This window comes from Rhizobium sp. WYCCWR 11128 (assembly GCF_013416305.1).
GTDB classification, from domain to species: Bacteria; Pseudomonadota; Alphaproteobacteria; order Rhizobiales; family Rhizobiaceae; genus Rhizobium; species Rhizobium indicum.
The window spans coordinates 866,014-882,661 of sequence record NZ_JACCEZ010000001.1 but is presented as its reverse complement, the minus strand read 5'-3'; the positions used below and the strand labels follow the sequence as shown (position 1 = coordinate 882,661).

General features: G+C 61.5%; 11 protein-coding genes. 5 read left to right on the top strand and 6 right to left on the bottom strand.

Features of this window, described 5'->3' with window-relative positions; genetic code table 11:
* The first annotated feature begins 10 nt into the window (after nucleotides 1-10).
* Nucleotides 11-760 (top strand): phosphoglycerate mutase family protein, encoded by a 750-nt coding sequence (locus HX898_RS04295; protein WP_138329276.1) that lies wholly within the window; start codon nucleotides 11-13, stop codon nucleotides 758-760.
* 64 nt (nucleotides 761-824) lie between these two features.
* On the opposite strand, the gene HX898_RS04290 is transcribed toward HX898_RS04295, so the two are convergent.
* Together HX898_RS04290 and HX898_RS04285 are read right to left on the bottom strand one after the other, a co-directional pair.
* A complete protein-coding gene (locus HX898_RS04290; protein ID WP_138329275.1) occupies nucleotides 825-3,977 on the bottom strand; it encodes an efflux RND transporter permease subunit in 3,153 nt (1,050 codons plus the stop codon).
* Nucleotides 3,978-3,982: 5 nt separating this feature from the next.
* A complete protein-coding gene (locus tag HX898_RS04285; RefSeq protein ID WP_180194079.1) occupies nucleotides 3,983-5,161 on the bottom strand; it encodes an efflux RND transporter periplasmic adaptor subunit in 1,179 nt (392 codons plus the stop codon).
* A 232-nt stretch (nucleotides 5,162-5,393) separates the two neighbouring features.
* Between HX898_RS04285 and HX898_RS04280 the strand changes: the two genes are divergently transcribed.
* On the top strand, nucleotides 5,394-5,954 hold the full coding sequence (locus tag HX898_RS04280) for a TetR family transcriptional regulator (protein WP_138329274.1): 561 nt from the start codon (nucleotides 5,394-5,396) through the stop codon (nucleotides 5,952-5,954).
* 60 nt (nucleotides 5,955-6,014) lie between these two features.
* On the opposite strand, the gene HX898_RS04275 is transcribed toward HX898_RS04280, so the two are convergent.
* A complete protein-coding gene (locus HX898_RS04275; protein ID WP_138329273.1) occupies nucleotides 6,015-7,454 on the bottom strand; it encodes an FAD-binding oxidoreductase in 1,440 nt (479 codons plus the stop codon).
* A 429-nt stretch (nucleotides 7,455-7,883) separates the two neighbouring features.
* Between HX898_RS04275 and HX898_RS04270 the strand changes: the two genes are divergently transcribed.
* On the top strand, nucleotides 7,884-10,196 hold the full coding sequence (locus HX898_RS04270; protein WP_138329272.1) for an NADP-dependent malic enzyme: 2,313 nt from the start codon (nucleotides 7,884-7,886) through the stop codon (nucleotides 10,194-10,196).
* 151 nt (nucleotides 10,197-10,347) lie between these two features.
* Here HX898_RS04270 and HX898_RS04265 read toward each other — a convergent pair whose 3' ends face one another.
* On the bottom strand, nucleotides 10,348-10,881 hold the full coding sequence (locus HX898_RS04265; RefSeq protein ID WP_138329270.1) for a ribonuclease H: 534 nt from the start codon (nucleotides 10,879-10,881) through the stop codon (nucleotides 10,348-10,350).
* A 250-nt stretch (nucleotides 10,882-11,131) separates the two neighbouring features.
* On the opposite strand from HX898_RS04265, the gene HX898_RS04260 reads away from it, so the two are divergent.
* On the top strand, nucleotides 11,132-12,229 hold the full coding sequence (locus tag HX898_RS04260) for a DUF2865 domain-containing protein (protein WP_171598705.1): 1,098 nt from the start codon (nucleotides 11,132-11,134) through the stop codon (nucleotides 12,227-12,229).
* A gap of 9 nt (nucleotides 12,230-12,238) precedes the next feature.
* Here the strand turns inward: HX898_RS04260 and HX898_RS04255 are convergent, their stop codons facing one another.
* Nucleotides 12,239-12,985 carry an SDR family NAD(P)-dependent oxidoreductase gene (locus HX898_RS04255; RefSeq protein WP_138329268.1) on the bottom strand — a complete coding sequence of 249 codons (747 nt, stop codon included), beginning with the start codon at nucleotides 12,983-12,985 and terminating at the stop codon, nucleotides 12,239-12,241.
* Nucleotides 12,986-13,550: 565 nt separating this feature from the next.
* On the opposite strand from HX898_RS04255, the gene HX898_RS04250 reads away from it, so the two are divergent.
* A complete protein-coding gene (locus HX898_RS04250) occupies nucleotides 13,551-14,705 on the top strand; it encodes a sulfite oxidase (RefSeq protein WP_180194078.1) in 1,155 nt (384 codons plus the stop codon).
* Nucleotides 14,706-14,814: 109 nt separating this feature from the next.
* Here HX898_RS04250 and HX898_RS04245 read toward each other — a convergent pair whose 3' ends face one another.
* Complete coding sequence (locus HX898_RS04245; RefSeq protein WP_138329266.1) at nucleotides 14,815-15,999, bottom strand: phosphatase PAP2 family protein; 1,185 nt, start codon at nucleotides 15,997-15,999, stop codon at nucleotides 14,815-14,817.
* Between the last annotated feature and the right edge of the window lie 649 nt (nucleotides 16,000-16,648).

The window sequence follows — 16,648 nt, the reverse complement described above, 5'->3', positions numbered from 1 at the left end:
GGGATGGCTGATGCGTCTCTTTCTCGTTCGCCACGGCGAATCCCTCGGCAACATCAATGAACAGGCCTACCGCCAATTCGGCGATCACAATGTGCCGCTGACGCGATGGGGCCATCGGCAGGCTCTCGAGGCAGGCGGCGTGATCGCGTCCTATCTCCAGGCATTGCCGAACGCGGGTTTCGGCAAGCTGCAGATCTGGTATTCGCCCTTTCTCAGGACCCGGCAGAGCAAGGATGCGCTGCTCGAAGCCCTGCCGGAAAGCTTCGTCGGCGATATCAGGGAGGATTATCTGCTGCGCGAGCAGGACTTCGGTCTCTTCACCGAAATCTATGACCACGCCGAACAGAAGCAGAAGTTTCCCGAGGAGTTCGAAAAATGGGCGAGGCTGCGCAGTAACAGCGGCAAGTTCTACGCCCGGCCGCCGGATGGCGAAAGCCGGGCGGATGTGGCCCAGCGGGTGCGTCTGTTCCTGCAGACAGTCATGCACGACGCCGAAAATAGCGACCACAACGTCGTGATCGTCGGCCATGGCGTCACCAACCGGGCGGTCGAGATGAATTTCCTGCACCGCCCTGTCGAGTGGTTCGAGCGCTCCGACAATCCCGGAAACGCCGATATCACGCTGATCGAGGGGACGCGCTCGCAAGGATACGAGTCGATCCTGCTGCATCAGGCCGCCGACCGGCAGCCGGGACAGGAAGGCGAATTGCGCGATGCCTATGGCGCCGACGTGACGATCACGCCGAAGCCAAAGGCATAATTCCTGAAATCCAACCGCGCAAAGGTGTGGCGAGTTGCGCAAGGCAACCCTCCAACTCTTCACCTCAGGTCGGCGACGTGACGGTTGCCGGCTCCTGCCCGGCCGGCGCCTCCTCGTTTACAGTCTCCGGCCGCTTCGTCCTCAAGAGACGCAGCACGAAGACGAAGAAGACGGGAACGAAGAAGATCGCCAATACCGTCGCCGAGATCATACCGCCGAGCACGCCCGTGCCGATGGCATTCTGGCTCGCCGCACTTGGCCCGGTGGCGATCGCCAGAGGCACCACGCCCAAAGTGAAGGCGAGCGAGGTCATGATGATCGGCCGGAAGCGCAGACGAGCACCTTCGATCGCGGCATCCATCAGCGATTTGCCCTCGGCAAAACCGTCCTTGGCGAATTCGACGATCAGGATGGCGTTCTTCGCCGACAGCCCGATGATCGCGATCAGGCCGACCTTGAAGTAGATGTCGTTGGACATGTCGCGGCTCATCACCGCGAGCACGCAGCCGATGACGCCAAGCGGCACGACCAGCATCACCGACAACGGGATGGACCAACTCTCGTAAAGCCCCGACAGCAGCAGGAAGACGAAAAGGATGCTGAGGCCGAACAGGAACGGCGCCTGCGATCCCGATCTCAGCTCCTCCAGCGACTGGCCGGTCCATTCGAAGCCGAAGCCGTCGGGAAGTTCCGAGGCCAGCCGCTCCATTTCGGCAATCGCCGCCCCCGACGAATATCCAGGCGCCGGAGCGCCAGAGATACGTACGGAAGGGTAACCGTTATAGCCGACGATCTGCGCCGGTCCCTTCTGCCATTCGGCGACGGCGAAGGACGATAGCGGCACCATGCCGCCGCTCGCATTGCGGACATTGAGCTTCATCAGATCTTCCGCCTGAAGTCTGCTCTTGTCCTGTGCCTGCACGATGACGCGCTGCATGCGGCCCGAATTCGGGAAGTCGTTGACATAGCTCGAGCCGAGATTGGCGGTGATCGTGCTGTTGATGTCGGCGAAGGCGACGCCGAAGGTATTTGCCTTCTCGCGATCGATAACGAGCACGAGCTGGGCCGAGTCAGGCATGCCCTCCGGTCGGATGCCTGATATGATGGGGTTCTGCGATGCCTTGCCGATCAGCATTCCCGCCGCCTCGGTCAGTGCCGCCTGGCCTTTCGCCCCGCGATCCTGAAGGCGGAAGGTGAAGCCGTTGGTCGTGCCGAACCCTTCGATCGGCGGCGGCGACAGCGCGAAGGATGTGGCGTCCTTCAGCCCAAACAGCTGCATGTTGGCGCGGTTGGAGATCTCCTGCACGGAATTGCCGGCGCCGCGTTCAGCCCAGTCCTTGAGCGTGACGAACACCAGGGCGGCGTTCGGTCCCTGCCCAGAGAAGCTGAAGCCCTGGATCGCAACGACGTTGGCAACGGCCGGCTCCTTCTTGAAGATCGCTTCGATGCTTTCGAGCGAGGCCACCGTGCGGTTGCGACTCGCCTCCGGCGGTCCCTGCACGTCGACGATCAGGAAGCCCTGATCCTCATCCGGCACGAAGCTGCTCGGCAGGTTGACGAAGAGATAGCCAAGGCCGATGAGCAGCGCGACATAGACGGCCATCACCCGCCAGGAGCGCTTGGCCAGTCGCTCGACGGTGCGGGCATAACGGCCGGTCAGCCGGTCGAAGTTGCGGTTGAACCAGCCGGCGATACCCTTCTTCTCGTGATGACCTTTGATCGGCTTCAGGAAGGTGGCGCAAAGCGCCGGGGTCAGCGACAGCGCCAGGAAGGCCGAAAACAGGATGGATACGACCATGGTCAGGCTGAACTGACGGTAGATGATGCCTGTGGAGCCTGGGAAGAACGCCATCGGCACGAAGACGCAGGAGAGAACCAGCGTAATCCCGAGGATCGCGCCGGTGATCTGCCGCATCGCCTTCTTGGTCGCTTCCTTCGGTGACAGCCCTTCCACCGCCATCAACCGCTCGACGTTTTCCACCACCACGATGGCGTCGTCGACCAGAATGCCGATGGCAAGCACCATCGCGAACATCGTCAGCACGTTGATCGAGAAGCCGGCGGCAAACATGACAGCAAGCGTCCCGAGCAGCGCGACGGGCACGACGAGCGTCGGAATGATGGTATAGCGGAAGCTCTGCAGGAAGATGAGCATGACGACGAAGACGAGCGCGACGGCTTCTGCGAGTGTATGCGCCACCTTCTCGATCGATGCCGAGACGAACGGGCTGGTATCATAGGGAACGGAATATTCGACGCCATCAGGGAAGAAGCGTGACAGCTCCTCCATCTTCGCCTTGACCAGGTTGGACGTATTGACGGCATTGCCCGTCGACGACAGCTGGATGGCGATGGCGGCACTCGGCTGCCCGTTCAAGCGGGTCGAGAAACTGTAGCTCTCGCTGCCCTCTTCGATGCGCGCGACATCGCGCAGCCTGACGTTCGATCCGTCGGCATTGGCGCGCAGCACGATGTCTCCGAACTCCTTGATATCGGTCAGTTGCCCCTTCACCAGCACCGTCGCCGTCAGGTCCTGCGAGATCGGATTGGGTGCTGCACCGATCTGGCCTGCCGCGACCTGGGCGTTCTGCGCCGAGATCGCCGCGCTGATGTCGGATGCTGTCAGGTTCAGGCCGACCATCTTGTCGGGATCGATCCAGATGCGCATCGCCCGCTGCGACGCAAACAGCTGGGCGCGGCCGACGCCTTCGAGACGGCGCAGCTCGCCGATGACGTTTCGGTTGAGATAGTCGCCGAGCGCCACCTCGTCGGTCTTCCCGTCCGTCGAGGTCAGCGAGATGAACATCAGGAAGCCTGAGGACGCCTCCTCGACGGTGATGCCCTGATCCTTGACGGATTGCGGCAGCCGCGGTTCGACGCGGCGGATGGCGTTCTGAACGTCGACCGAGGCCTGGTCGATATCGGTGCCGGCCGCAAAGGTCGCGGTGATCGTCATTGCGCCTGAGGTATCGGAGGTCGACTCGAAATAGGAAAGGTGCTCGACGCCGTTCAGCTCTTCTTCGATCTGGCGAGTAACGCCCTGATAAATGTCCTGCGGCGACGCGCCGGGATAGCTGGTGGTGATGCTGAGCTGCGGCGGCGCCACCTTTGGATATTGCGCAACCGGCAGGAACGGTAGAGCGATCAGGCCGGCGAGAGAGATGAAGATCGCAAAGACCCAGGCAAGGATCGGGCGATCGATAAAGAAACGTGCCATCGATCTTACTCCGGCTTCTTGGCGTCACCGGACGCGAGCTGGCCATTCCGCCACTCTTCCGGGGCGACCTTTGCGCCCGGCTGCAGCTTCTGGCCGCCGTCGACAACGAGACGCTCACCTGGTGACAGGCCGCTTTCGACCACCCATTCATTGCCGAAGGATTGACCGAGCTCCACGTCACGCGGCTGTGCTACGTCTCCCTCCTGGACGACATAGACCTGCGCCTTGCCGTCGGCCGTGCGGATGACGGCGCGCTGCGGGATAAGGATCGCCCTCTCACGGACGGCCTGTTCGATGCGGACCCTGATGTAAAGACCCGGCAGCAGGTCGCCCTTCGGATTGGGAAATTCACCGCGAAGGGTGACCTGCCCGGTCGTCGCATCGACGCTGGCACTGCTGAAGAGCAGCTTACCGGCTTCGCCATAGACCGTGCCGTCATCAAAGACGAGCTTGATGTCGGCCTTGCCTGGTTCGGTCGACGTGAGGCTGCCGTTCTCGACCGCCCGCTTCAGCGCCAGCAGGTCTCCGGAGGATTGCATGAAGTCGGCATAAACTGGGTCGATCTGCTGGATCATCGCCAGCGCGTCGCCGGCGTCGGCCGTCACCAGCGCGCCTTCCGTCACCAGCGCGCCACCGATGATGCCTGATATAGGCGCGCGAACTTCGGTATAGCCGAGATTAATCTTCGCTTCGTCGAGCGCAGCCTGCGCCAGCGCGATATCGGCATCGGCCTGCGCAAGGGCGACGGCGGCCGCATCATATTCGATACCGCTTGCAACATCGCGGTCGCGCAGCGACTTCTGCCGGTCTAGCTGCTGGCGGGCATTCAGCTGCGTCGCCCTGGCGCGATCGAGGCTTGCTTCCGCACTGGCCACGCGGACCCGGAAAAGCGCCGGATCGATCCGGTAGAGCACATCGCCCTGATGAACGAGGCTGCCCTGCTCGAAGATCCGTTCCTGCAGGATGCCGGAAACCCTGGCCCGCACTTCGGAAACGCGCGTCGCGGCAATGCGGCCGGGCAATTCGCTGATAACGGGAACCGGACGCGCGTTGAGCGTCAGGACGCCGACGGCTGCTGGCGGCATCGCGCCGCCTTCCTGGGCGTAAGCCGGCAGGCCGGCACCGAATATCAGCGCCAGGACAAACGTATAACGCAATGATTTCGTTCGAAAAAGCATGTTCATTAGCCTTCCTGCTGGTCCCGCTGGGGTCCAAAAAAGCACAGCCCGCCGAAATGACGTTCGGCGGGCCTCCTCGGCCGACAGATAGTCGATCTTTTTTTGCTTTGCAAGATACCTACCGGTTGGTATGATAGCATTATCATGATCGGAACTCCCATGGCCCGGCGATCCCGGGAGTGATACTGATCTTCTCAGGCGCCTCGGCGCGTAGCTTATCTCGAACACAGGTCATGCATTGGTAGATAGCCCCCGCAACAGAAAGAAACAGCCGGATGTCGTGCGGCAGGCTCTTCTCGATTGCGCCAGGAAGCTGGCGCTCGAGCATGGCCTGGCCGCCGTCAGCCTGCAGGCAGTCGCCAGCGCAGCCGGCGTGACCAAGGGAGGGCTGTTTCATCACTTCCCCAATAAGCAGGCTCTTATAGAGGCCGTGTTCGACGGCATGATGGAAAGCCTCGACCGCGAGATCGACGAGGAGCTTGAAAAGGATAAGGGCGGCCATGGCACATTCACCCGCGCCTATGTCCGCACCCTGTTTGCCGACCGAGCCCTTGCCAACAGCCCGTGGTCGGCGCAGACGATGACGGTGCTCGCCGACCCCTACTCCAAGAGCCTCTGGCACAGATGGATGAATGACCGGCTGGTCAGGCACGCCGAAACCGACATGGGAATGCGGCTGGAGATCGTTCGCCTGGCGGCGGACGGCGCATGGCTTGCCCATGTTTTACGGCCTGACGACCATGCCGCGTCCGACGACGCGGTTCTACTGCGTGAATTGATCGAACTCACCGAGGGGTGACAAGCAATTGGCGTCTCATCCCGCGCCCGGCTATATCACCCGAGCGCGGGGATGGTCGGGCTAGGCAGCTCGCACTGCCGCCATCGGTTTAACATTCTGGTTCATCCGGAACAGATTGTTCGGATCGTAGCGCCGCTTGATCTCGGCAAGGCGAGCGTAGTTGGCGCCGTAGGCAGTCTCGACGCGATCACCTTCGTCTTCGGGCATGAAGTTGATGTAGGCGGTGCCGACCGAATGCGGCTTGGTAGCCTCGAACAGATCCCGTGCCCAGCCTATGCAGCTTCCATCCATCCCGGTCTCCCGCCAGCGCGCATGCACATTCATGACGAAATGCGAACTGCGTTGCGGAAATGCGGTGGCCTCGGTGGCCACGCGGCCAGCCGCACCGCCGACATGACCGATGAAGATCTCGCATTCCGGGCCGGGCAGCCTGCGCACGGCATTAAGCAGAACCTCGATCGCGACATCGGGGAGAGATGCAAAATCCTGGCTCTTCCAGTAATTGCGTGCGCCGGGCGTGAGCAACGGGTCGAATGCCTGCTGCCAGCCGGTGAACGGCACCGGGCCGACGACGTCGGCAATGGGATTTCCGATCGCGCGCAATCGAGACGTTGCCTTTTCGCCCGCCGCGATGTCTCCGCAGTAGCACATGGCGAGCACGACGATTTCCTTGCCGTGCCATTCCGCGGGAAGGAACGGCAGCGGAGGCGCCTGGCGCATCACCACCCAGCAGGTCAGTTCGTCAGGTGCCGCGTCCAGCGCCTGTCGGTATTCCCTCAGCACCTTCTCCGCATCAGCGAAGGGATGTACGACCAGCCCGGCGAGAACCTCTGTGTTGAGAGGGTTGAGTTGGAACTCGAAGGAGGTGACGACGCCGAAATTGCCGCCGCCGCCGCGCAGCGCCCAGAAGAGGTCCGGCATTTCCTTTTCGCTCGCCTTGACCAGTTCGCCGTCGGCCGTCACTACATCAACCGAAAGCAGATTATCCAGCGTCAGCCCGAATTTGCGGGTCAGCCAGCCGAAGCCGCCGCCGAGCGTCAGGCCGGCAATGCCGGTCGTCGAATTGATGCCGGTCGGCAGCACCAGCCCGAAGGCCAGCGTTTCCTGGTCGACATCGGCAAGCGTGGCGCCCGGCTCGATCCTGGCGCGCCGCGTCTGCGGATCGACCCGCACCGATTTCATCGCCGACAGGTCGATGACGATACCGCCCTCGCAGACGGCGTTGCCGGCAATGCCGTGGCCACCGCCACGCACTGAAACGAGCAGATTGTTGTCGCGTGCAAACCGCACCGCCCGCACGACATCGGCGGCACCCGCGCATCGCGCGATAAGCCCGGGCCGGCGGTCAATCATCGCATTCCAGATCGTCCGCGCCTCGTTGTAATCCATGTCCTTGCTGGTCAGGAGACTGCCGCGAAATCCGGCGGCAAAGGCATCGATGGCCACGTCATTGACCATCGTCTGCCCCTTTTGCAGGGTCGTCAGGTTCAAATTGTCCATGATTTCCTCCATGCGACCGGCGCCCCGCACCCTCGCGGCGGCATTTTGCGCTTGTTGAAGTCGTCAAACAAGTTTCCCAAAGGGATTAGTCCCGTGATGACGATACGTCAGCCCAATCTGAAGTGCCCTGGGGTACCCCCCTCTGCCCTGCCGGGCATCTCCCCCACAAGGAGGGAGATCGGATGGGCGCGGCGGCTTCCCCAAACAACTGCCGTAAAGTTATTTCGATGCTGCAGAGAGGAACGGATGATCCAACCGCTTGCCGATCTCCACCCTTGTGGGGGAGATGCCCGGCAGGGCAGAGGGGGGTGCCACACAGTATACCCCCCGCCCACCTCGCGAAAACTTCTCCCATCCCTCATTTCCATACTGTCGCCCGTATCCGATTGATGTATGGAGGGAGCTCAAAAGACGTGCACGGAGGCGGCGATGGATCACCCGGAAAAATCGAAGACGGAAAAGAACCTGACGAGCGGCGATCTCGACGAGCAGGCACTTTTCTTCCACCGCTATCCCCGCCCCGGCAAGCTGGAGATCCAGGCGACCAAGCCGCTCGGCAACCAGCGCGACCTGGCGCTCGCCTATTCGCCCGGCGTTGCCGCCCCTTGCCTTGCCATCCGCGACAATCCGGAGATGGCGGCCGAATATACCTCGCGCGCCAATCTCGTCGCCGTCATCTCCAACGGCACCGCCGTGCTTGGCCTCGGCAATATCGGCCCGCTTGCCTCCAAACCGGTCATGGAGGGCAAGGCTGTGCTCTTCAAGAAATTCGCCGGCATCGACGTCTTCGATATCGAGATCGATGCCGCAGGCGTCGACCAGATGGTCTCGACCATCGCCTCGCTGGAGCCGACCTTCGGCGGTATCAACCTCGAAGACATCAAGGCGCCGGAATGTTTCGAGGTCGAGCGGCGCCTGCGCGAGAAGATGAAGATCCCCGTTTTCCACGACGATCAGCACGGCACGGCGATCATCGTCGCCGCCGCGATCCTGAACGGGCTGGAACTCGCCGGCAAGGCGATCGAGAACGTCAAGATCGTCGCCTCCGGGGCCGGTGCTGCCGCCCTTGCCTGCCTCAACCTGCTTGTCATTCTCGGGGCAAAACGCGAAAACATCTGGGTCCACGATCTCGAAGGCCTCGTCTATGAGGGCCGCATCGAGCTGATGGACGAATGGAAATCCATTTATGCCCAGAAGAGCGACACACGCACTCTGGCCGAAAATATCGGCGGCGGCGATGTCTTCCTCGGCCTTTCCGCCGCCGGCGTGCTGAAGCCGGAGCTGCTGGCGCAGATGGCCGACAAGCCGCTGATCATGGCGCTCGCCAATCCGACGCCGGAGATCATGCCCGATCTTGCCCGTGCCGCCCGCCCCGACGCGATGATCTGCACCGGCCGCTCGGATTTCGCCAACCAGGTCAACAACGTCCTCTGCTTCCCCTATATCTTCCGCGGCGCGCTCGATTGCGGCGCCGAGACGATCAACGAGGAAATGAAGATGGCGGCCGTGCGCGCCATCGCCGCCCTTGCCCGCGAAGAGCCATCCGACGTTGCCGCGCGTGCCTATTCCGGTGAGACTCCGGTCTTCGGCCCGGACTACCTCATCCCCTCGCCCTTCGATCCGCGCCTGATCCTGCGCATCGCGCCTGCAGTCGCCAAAGCCGCCGAACAGAGCGGCGTGGCACGCCGCCCGATCCAGGATTTCGACGCCTATCTCGACCAGTTGAACCGCTTCGTCTTCCGCTCCGGCTTCGTCATGAAACCGATCTTCACCGCCGCCAAGGCCGCCGAGCGCAAGCGCGTCATCTTCTCCGAAGGCGAGGACGAACGCGTGCTGCGCGCTGCCCAGGTGCTGCTCGAAGAAGGCCTTGCCGAACCGATCCTGATCGGCCGCCCGCAAGTCATCGAGACACGCCTCAAGCGCTACGGCCTGCGCATCCGGCCGCTGCAGGATTTCGAGGTCATCAACCCGGAAGACGATCCGCGCTTCCGCGAATATGTCGATCTCTATTTCTCCCTCGTCGGTCGGCGTGGCGTCATCCCGGAAGCAGCCCGCACGATCGTGCGCACCAACACCACCGTCATCGGCGCGCTGGCGCTGAGGCGCGGCGAGGCCGATGCGCTGATCTGCGGCCTGGAAGGGCGTTACGAGAAGCATCTGCGCGACGTCCGCCTGATCATCGGCAAGCGCAAAGATGTCCGCGATTTCTCAGCCCTCAGCCTGATGATCTCGCAGCGCGGCGCCACCTTCTTCACCGACACCTATGTCACCTTCAATCCGACTGCCGAGGAGGTCGCCGAGGCGACGGTACTGGCGGCCGAGGAAATCCGCCGTTTCGGCCTCACCCCGCGCGCCGCCCTGGTCTCGCATTCCAATTTCGGCTCGCGTGAGTCCGAAAGCGCCACGAAGATGCGCAACGCCCTGCAGCTCGTGCGCGAAGCCGCGCCCGACCTCGAGGTCGACGGTGAGATGCACGGCGAAAGCGCCATCACCGAAGCACTGCGCAAGCGCGTCATGCCGGACACGACCCTGCACGACGAAGCCAATCTTTTGGTCTTCCCGAACCTCGATGCCGCCAACATCACCCTCGGCGTCGTGAAGTCGATGACCGACGGCCTGCATGTCGGCCCGATCCTGCTCGGCACCGCGCTGCCCGCCCATATCCTCGCCCCCTCGGTCACCTCCCGCGGCGTCGTCAATATGGCGGCACTCGCCGTCGTCGAGGCATCGCAACCGGCTTGAGCCGGTTCAGGCTGCTGACAAAGTCGGCCAACTCCCTTTCGTCATGCTCGGGCTTGTCCCGAGCATCTGCAGCCGGTTGATATGCAGCAGATATCAGGCCACGGCGCCCGGGATAAAATCCTTTGGCTCCAAGACATGTCCTCATGCCGTATCAGGCACTCCGTATCGACAGGCGCCCTTTATCCGCAAGCGCATCGGCGCGTTCGTTACCGGCAATGCCGGAGTGGCCCTTGCACCAGGCAATGGCAATGAGCGGCTTCTGGGATAATTGAAGATCGACCGCTTTCCAGAGTTCCGCATTGGCGATAGTTCGGTTTCGAGCATTCCCATTGGGGTTGCCTTTCCTCCAGCCGTTGTTCCTCCAGATATGTCGCCGGCTGTTGCAGCCTTTGACGGCGTAGACGGAATCGGACCAGATGGTGACAGGCTCGCCGCTTGCCTCGCTGTTGATCCAGATTGCCGCCCTGAGCACGGCGGTCAATTCCATCGAATTATTGGCGGAATCTTCGGCGCCACCGAAGCCGGACGCGATTTCCGCCGCATCGCGATAAACGACGAATGCCCAGCCTCCGTGCCCAGAACCGGGTTCATAACAACCGTCCACGAAAACGTGGAAGCCGTGCTGGGTTTCCGGCAGCCCGACTGTCGTTGCGGGGGAGCTGAGTTCGTTGGCAATACCTGTCATTTTCGACGTCCGGATATGAGTACGTTCCCCAAGCGACTGAGGAGATTGGAGTGGAGCACGTGGCCTCGTTGATTACCATCGGCAGCCTCTTCATAATCGAACATTGGGTCTCTGGCGGTCCGCTGGATAAAATCGCGAAAATACGGTAGGAATTTATCCCAGCTTATTAAGAGAAATACCCTAAGAGAAACCCGCGGCGATCGAGGCCGCAATCGACCGATCGATTCTTTGCTCATTCCGGGACGACGCCGTGAAACGCCGAAACCTGTCTCTTGCCCTTCTCCTTGCCTTTGCGGCGCCTGCCGCCGCGCAAAGCAGCAGCGCCGTCTGTGAGGACCTGCGCGGCCGCCTCGCCGACTTGCCGCGATCGATCGGCAATGGCAACGGCCCGGAAGCCCGCCAATATTCCAGCGCCATGGCCGAGCAGAACCTCGAGCTGCGCAAAGTTCGCAACGAGCTGCGCAGCAATGGCTGCACCTCAGGCAGCATGGTCGTGATCGGCGGCGAGAATGCCGATTATTGCGCCGAACTCTCGCAGTCCGAAGCCCGCATGATCGACAATATCCGCTATCTCCAGGACCGCCGCAACGAGCTGGCCGGCCAGAATGGCGCCGCTGACGGCACGCGCCGCGAACTGATCGCCGCCCTCGACCACAATGGCTGCAACAGCGAAAACTTCTATGCCCCGAGCGATCGCAGCGCCAACGAACCGGCTCCGAGCGTCGAGGAACAGGCGATGCGCACCGATACCTTCATTCCGCTCGGCGGTGAAGAGATCGATCCGCGTTACGGCGTGCCACGGGCAGAGATGCTCTCCCCGGTCAGCACCATGTGCGTGCGCAGCTGCGACGGCGGCTTCTTCCCGATCAGCTCGAACGCCACGTCGGTCGATTTCGGCCGCGACGCCCAGACCTGCGCCAAGATGTGCCCAGGCATCGAGACCGAACTGTTCTATCGTGACGTGACGAGCACCGAAGCCTCGAACATGATCTCGGTCGCAACGGGCACGCCCTACAGCGCCATGAAGAACGCCTTTGCCTACAAGAACCGCACGCCCGGGGAAAAGTCCTCCTGCGCCTGCAATCTCACCGCCTATTACGAGGAGATGCGCGGCAAGCAGGCGGTAAGCGAACCGCCGCAGCAGGGCTCGATCACCACCATTCGCACCAATCCACCGGCGAAGGATACCGCAGCCGCCGCGCCGCAGCCGTCCGTTCCCGAGCGCCCCTATGATCCGACGCAGAACCGCGTCCGTCAGGTCGGCCCGCAGTTTCTGGCCGGCGATCAGGGCGCGATCGACCTCGCCAATCCGGCAGCGCCGGGCCCGCAGCCGCAACAGCAGCAGTGATCGAATGGGTCAGTAGGTCGTACGACCGCCGCTCAGGTCGAACGTCGATGCGGTCGTGTAGGAGTTCTCTTCGGAAAGCAGCCAGACCACCATCGAAGCGATCTCACGAAGTTCGACAAAACGGTCGCGCGGAATGCGGACGCGCATATATTCGATAAACTCGGCTGTCAGCCCGTCCAAAATAGGTGTCTTTGCTGTCGTCGGCGTTACCGCGTTCACGGCGATTCCCGTCTTTGCGAGTTCCTTGCCAAGCGACTTGGTGAAGCCCAGCACACCAGCTTTCGCAGCGCTGTAGGCGGCGATGTTCGGATTTCCTTCCTTGCCCGCAACCGAAGAGATGTTCACGATCCGTCCGTAATCGCGTTTTGACATGACAGGAACGACGTGCCGGCAACAATTGAAGGTTCCCGTCAGGCAGACATCGACGACGTCTTTCCACTCGTCGACATCGTATTCGATCGTGGGTTTTACCGGACCGGTAATCCCGGCGGAATTGACGAGGCCGTCGATACGGCCAAAAATCTCCTCGGTCGTCGCCGCCGCGTTTTTCACTGATTGGGGATCTGCGACGTTGACGCCGAAAGCGACCGTGCCGGATCCGAGAGCGGAAGCGCTGTCCTTCGCCATGTTTTCGTTCAAGTCCCAGATGGCCACCTTGCCACCAGACTGGATGACGCGCTCTGCGATCGCGTAGCCGATGCCGCGCGCACCGCCTGTGATCACGATGGTCCGTTCCTTCAAGTCGATCATGTTCATTGGGCCGTTATCCTCCGATTGAGCCACCGATAGCCGAATATCTATTGGAAATTCCGGGATTTCGCCTTCAGCGTATCGATATGAAGGTCAAGAATTTATCCCGAGTCGGATACTATGCCGAGCCCATTCGCTAAGAGATTTCCGGTAGTCCAGGATCGAAAGCTCGGCATGGTTTGAACGCGTTGGAAGACCGGGTTCGGCCCTAAGCGGACTTTTTTCGTTGTCGGAGGAGATGGCGGCTTTGCGCCCTCCTTCCGGACCTTTGCTGGTGATGACGCGAGGGCGCGTCTCGGCCAAAACAGCCTCGCAGTCGATCCTGAATATCGACGCTTACCTTGAACTCGGCGATTCGACGGCTATGGACTCTTCTCTTGCAAAGGCGCAATTTTGAAATAGGAGACGCAAGCTAGAAAACCGTCCGGCGCTGCATGTTTGAATGCGCAGCTGACGCTTGACCTCGCTCCGAAAATTTCCGGGTGAGGTAAGACATTGTGCGCATATCCGTGCCCAGGCTGCGGCAGATGGCCCGCTGCAGTTCGTTCCGGATGCATGTGGAGGGAAAACCATGCCTGTTCTTCAACGCAGAGAATTCATCGTTCAGGGAAGCGCGGTTCTCGCCGGAATCGCGGGTCTTTATTCGTCGCTGGCCTACGCTTTTCCGACGCGGCCGGGCGAGAAAGTCATTCCATGGCTCGATCAGCCCACGGAAAGTCCCGATCCGGTAGGGATTCAAACCCAGCTTGTCTGGGAGGATTTGGATGCCTTCATAACTCCGAACGACAGGTTTTTCAGCATCTCGCATTTCGATCGACCGACGATTGACGACAAGTCCTGGTCCCTCGACATCGGAGGGCTGGTCAAGAAGCCCTTGAAACTGACACTCGCCGACATCAAGGCGCGGCCGCGGCAGGAGGTAGTTCTCACCGTGGAATGCTCCGGCAACCACGGCTTCCCCTTCTTCACCGGCGGCATAGGCAATGCCCGCTGGGCAGGCACGCCGCTTGCCCCGATCCTCCAGGATGCCGGGGTCCTTGATAGTGGCATCGAGGTCGTCTTCTTCGGCACCGACAAAGGCGAGGTCACGATTCGCGACATCAAGATGCAACAGAACTTCGCTCGCAGCATGTCGCTCGCCGACGCGATGAACCCCGACAATCTGCTCTGCTACGAAATGAACGGGGCGACCCTGCCTGCCCCCAACGGTTTCCCGCTGCGGCTGATAACTCCGGGCTGGTACGGGATCGCCAACGTCAAGTGGCTGAAGGGCATCGAGGTTCGCGACACCCGCTTCATGAGCCTGCTGATGGGCCGCGACTATGTCACCATCCGGGAGGAAGAGCACAACGGCGAGACCGTGTGGGCCGAGACCTCGGTCGGCCGGGCCCTGCTGAAATCCGCGCCCGCGAAGGTCACGCGCAACGACTCGGGTCACCGGGTCGTCGGCGCAGCCTGGGGTGCACCGATCGACCGGGTCGAACTGAAAATCGATCAAGGGCCCTGGATGCCGGCAGTCATCGATCACAGCGAGGAGGCCGAATACGCCTGGAAGATTTGGTCACTGGATTGGCCAAATCCCTCGCCTGGAGAACACACGGTGACCTCGCGCGCGATCAGTACCGCAGGGCAAATTCAACCGGCGATGGACGATCCCTTGATCGCCAAAAAGCACACATACTGGGAAAGCAATGGCCAGGTGACGCGCCGCATCCGCATCGTTTGAGAAACGTTGCTGCCTCGCACGTCGGCTGCTGAGTGAACGGAACGTTCCACCGAGAACCCCTCGCTTAGGATTGCGACATTTCAGGAGAAAGGCGCTAGCGGCCCTTCCGCTAGTCTGCCCCGTCTTTTTTTGCCCGCTCGATGAATTTCCCGGCGACCGCTTTGCCAAGTGCGGCACCGGCCCGGTTGTCCATTTCATAGTGGATGCCGGCCCAGATGCGTGAATCGCCCGCTTCCTTGCCGACCGTTCGGATGAACTCCGCCTGGTCGGGGAACAGATAGGCAAGCACCTCGCATCGGGCAGTCGACAACGTGGAGTGATTCGACGGATAACTGGGATGGGCCGGCACTGCGAACAGGGGAGTGATGCTCGGGTCAAGCATGTTGGGCCGCAGGTACCAATAAGCGTATTTCCCGTCGTTGCTTGCAATGTAGGCGTCGTAGTAGACCGTTGCGAGCATCGCGTAAGCCCGTGCGGCGCGCGGCGGGTTCGAATCCGTCTTGTCCTCGAACATCCACTTGCTGGCATAGTCATACCAGTCGGTGAACAGGCCGGATGGGCTTTGCCAGTAGAACGCCTTGTAGCTGTTGGGGAATTTTCGCTCAAACTGGCGGACTGCATCCGTCTCGGCCTTCACGGCCGCAGACTTGCAGTCGGGCGGAGTCGGTGGCCTGAATTCATCGGCTGTCTCGAGCAGGATCGGCTTCCAGTTTGGCATGGTTGCATTGGCGGGTTTGTCTCCGACCCACATGCACGGCCCGGTCGGCACGGTGCCGGTCCAGACGGCATCGGAGCCGTCGGCCTTTGCCCGCGCAATCACTTGCTCTGCCACGCTTCGCCCCAGTTCCAGGCCGGCGGATGAATCGCTTGGGAACTGGACACCGGCAAGGACACGCGACTGTGCGGCTTCTTCGGCCATCGCCTGGAACGACAACGCCTCGTCGGGAAAGAAATAGGCAAGAACGGTCGCGGCGGCTCCAGCGGCTGCCGCGTGTTCGGATGGATAAGCGGGACTCCGAGGCGTGGGTAGCGCAGTCGGCAGTGTCGTATCCACCTCGCTCGGGCGGGGGCGATTGTAGAAGTATTTCGACTCCCAAGCCGCGATGGTGGCGTCGTAGACCGCCATCGTCAAATAGGTGTAGACGCGATGCGCATTGGGGATCGTCTGGTTTGCGAGAAGACGGTTGTTGACCAGGTCGATCCATCGATAGCCGGGCGAGCCAGCGTCCCAGAATCTGATCTTGGCGGCGACCTGCGCATCGTTCTTTGCGACAAGTTCGCGGACCTGCTCCAACTCGGTTGCGGAAGTATCCGGTGGGGGCGAGACTCGGAAGTCTTTGCCCGACGTGATTACCCACGTCTTCCACATTCCAGCGTTTGGCTCTATCTGATCCGATTGGGCGAAAGCGACGTTCCCTGAGAAAAGGATTAGCGCGCAGGCCCTGCTAAAGCCGCTAAGCATTTTCGACCCCCATAGTTGATCCCCGGCCCAGAGACGGAAGGTTTTCTGTTTTGACGGCCGTCCCACTTTCTATTTTAGCCCTCTCTAATTATACCGCGAAGCGCTGCCAAGTGAAAGGATCAAAAATGAGAGCAGGTTGCGGTATGAAAGGTCAGGTCCGAAGATCGCTGTCTTCCTGATTTGCACCCCGCAGGGTTGCTGTGACGACGCTCAGCAGTTAAGCCATCGGCGGGCCCCTTCCCACGTACCGATGGAATCGGTCGCCCGGAACAATCTGATTGCTCCCAGCGAATGGAAAGTCCTTTCCGGCCATGACTACTTCCCTTCGATCTAAAGAGACTGACGTAGCTTTTAGGGAAGTGAGAATGGTCGCCACGTTCCGAACTAGGGCCGAGGACCGCAATTGGCCGCCGCTCATAAAGCCCCTGAGGCTTCTCGGCGTCTGAGCGGTTAGCGCCCCGCTCCGGCCGGAAAGGCCGGT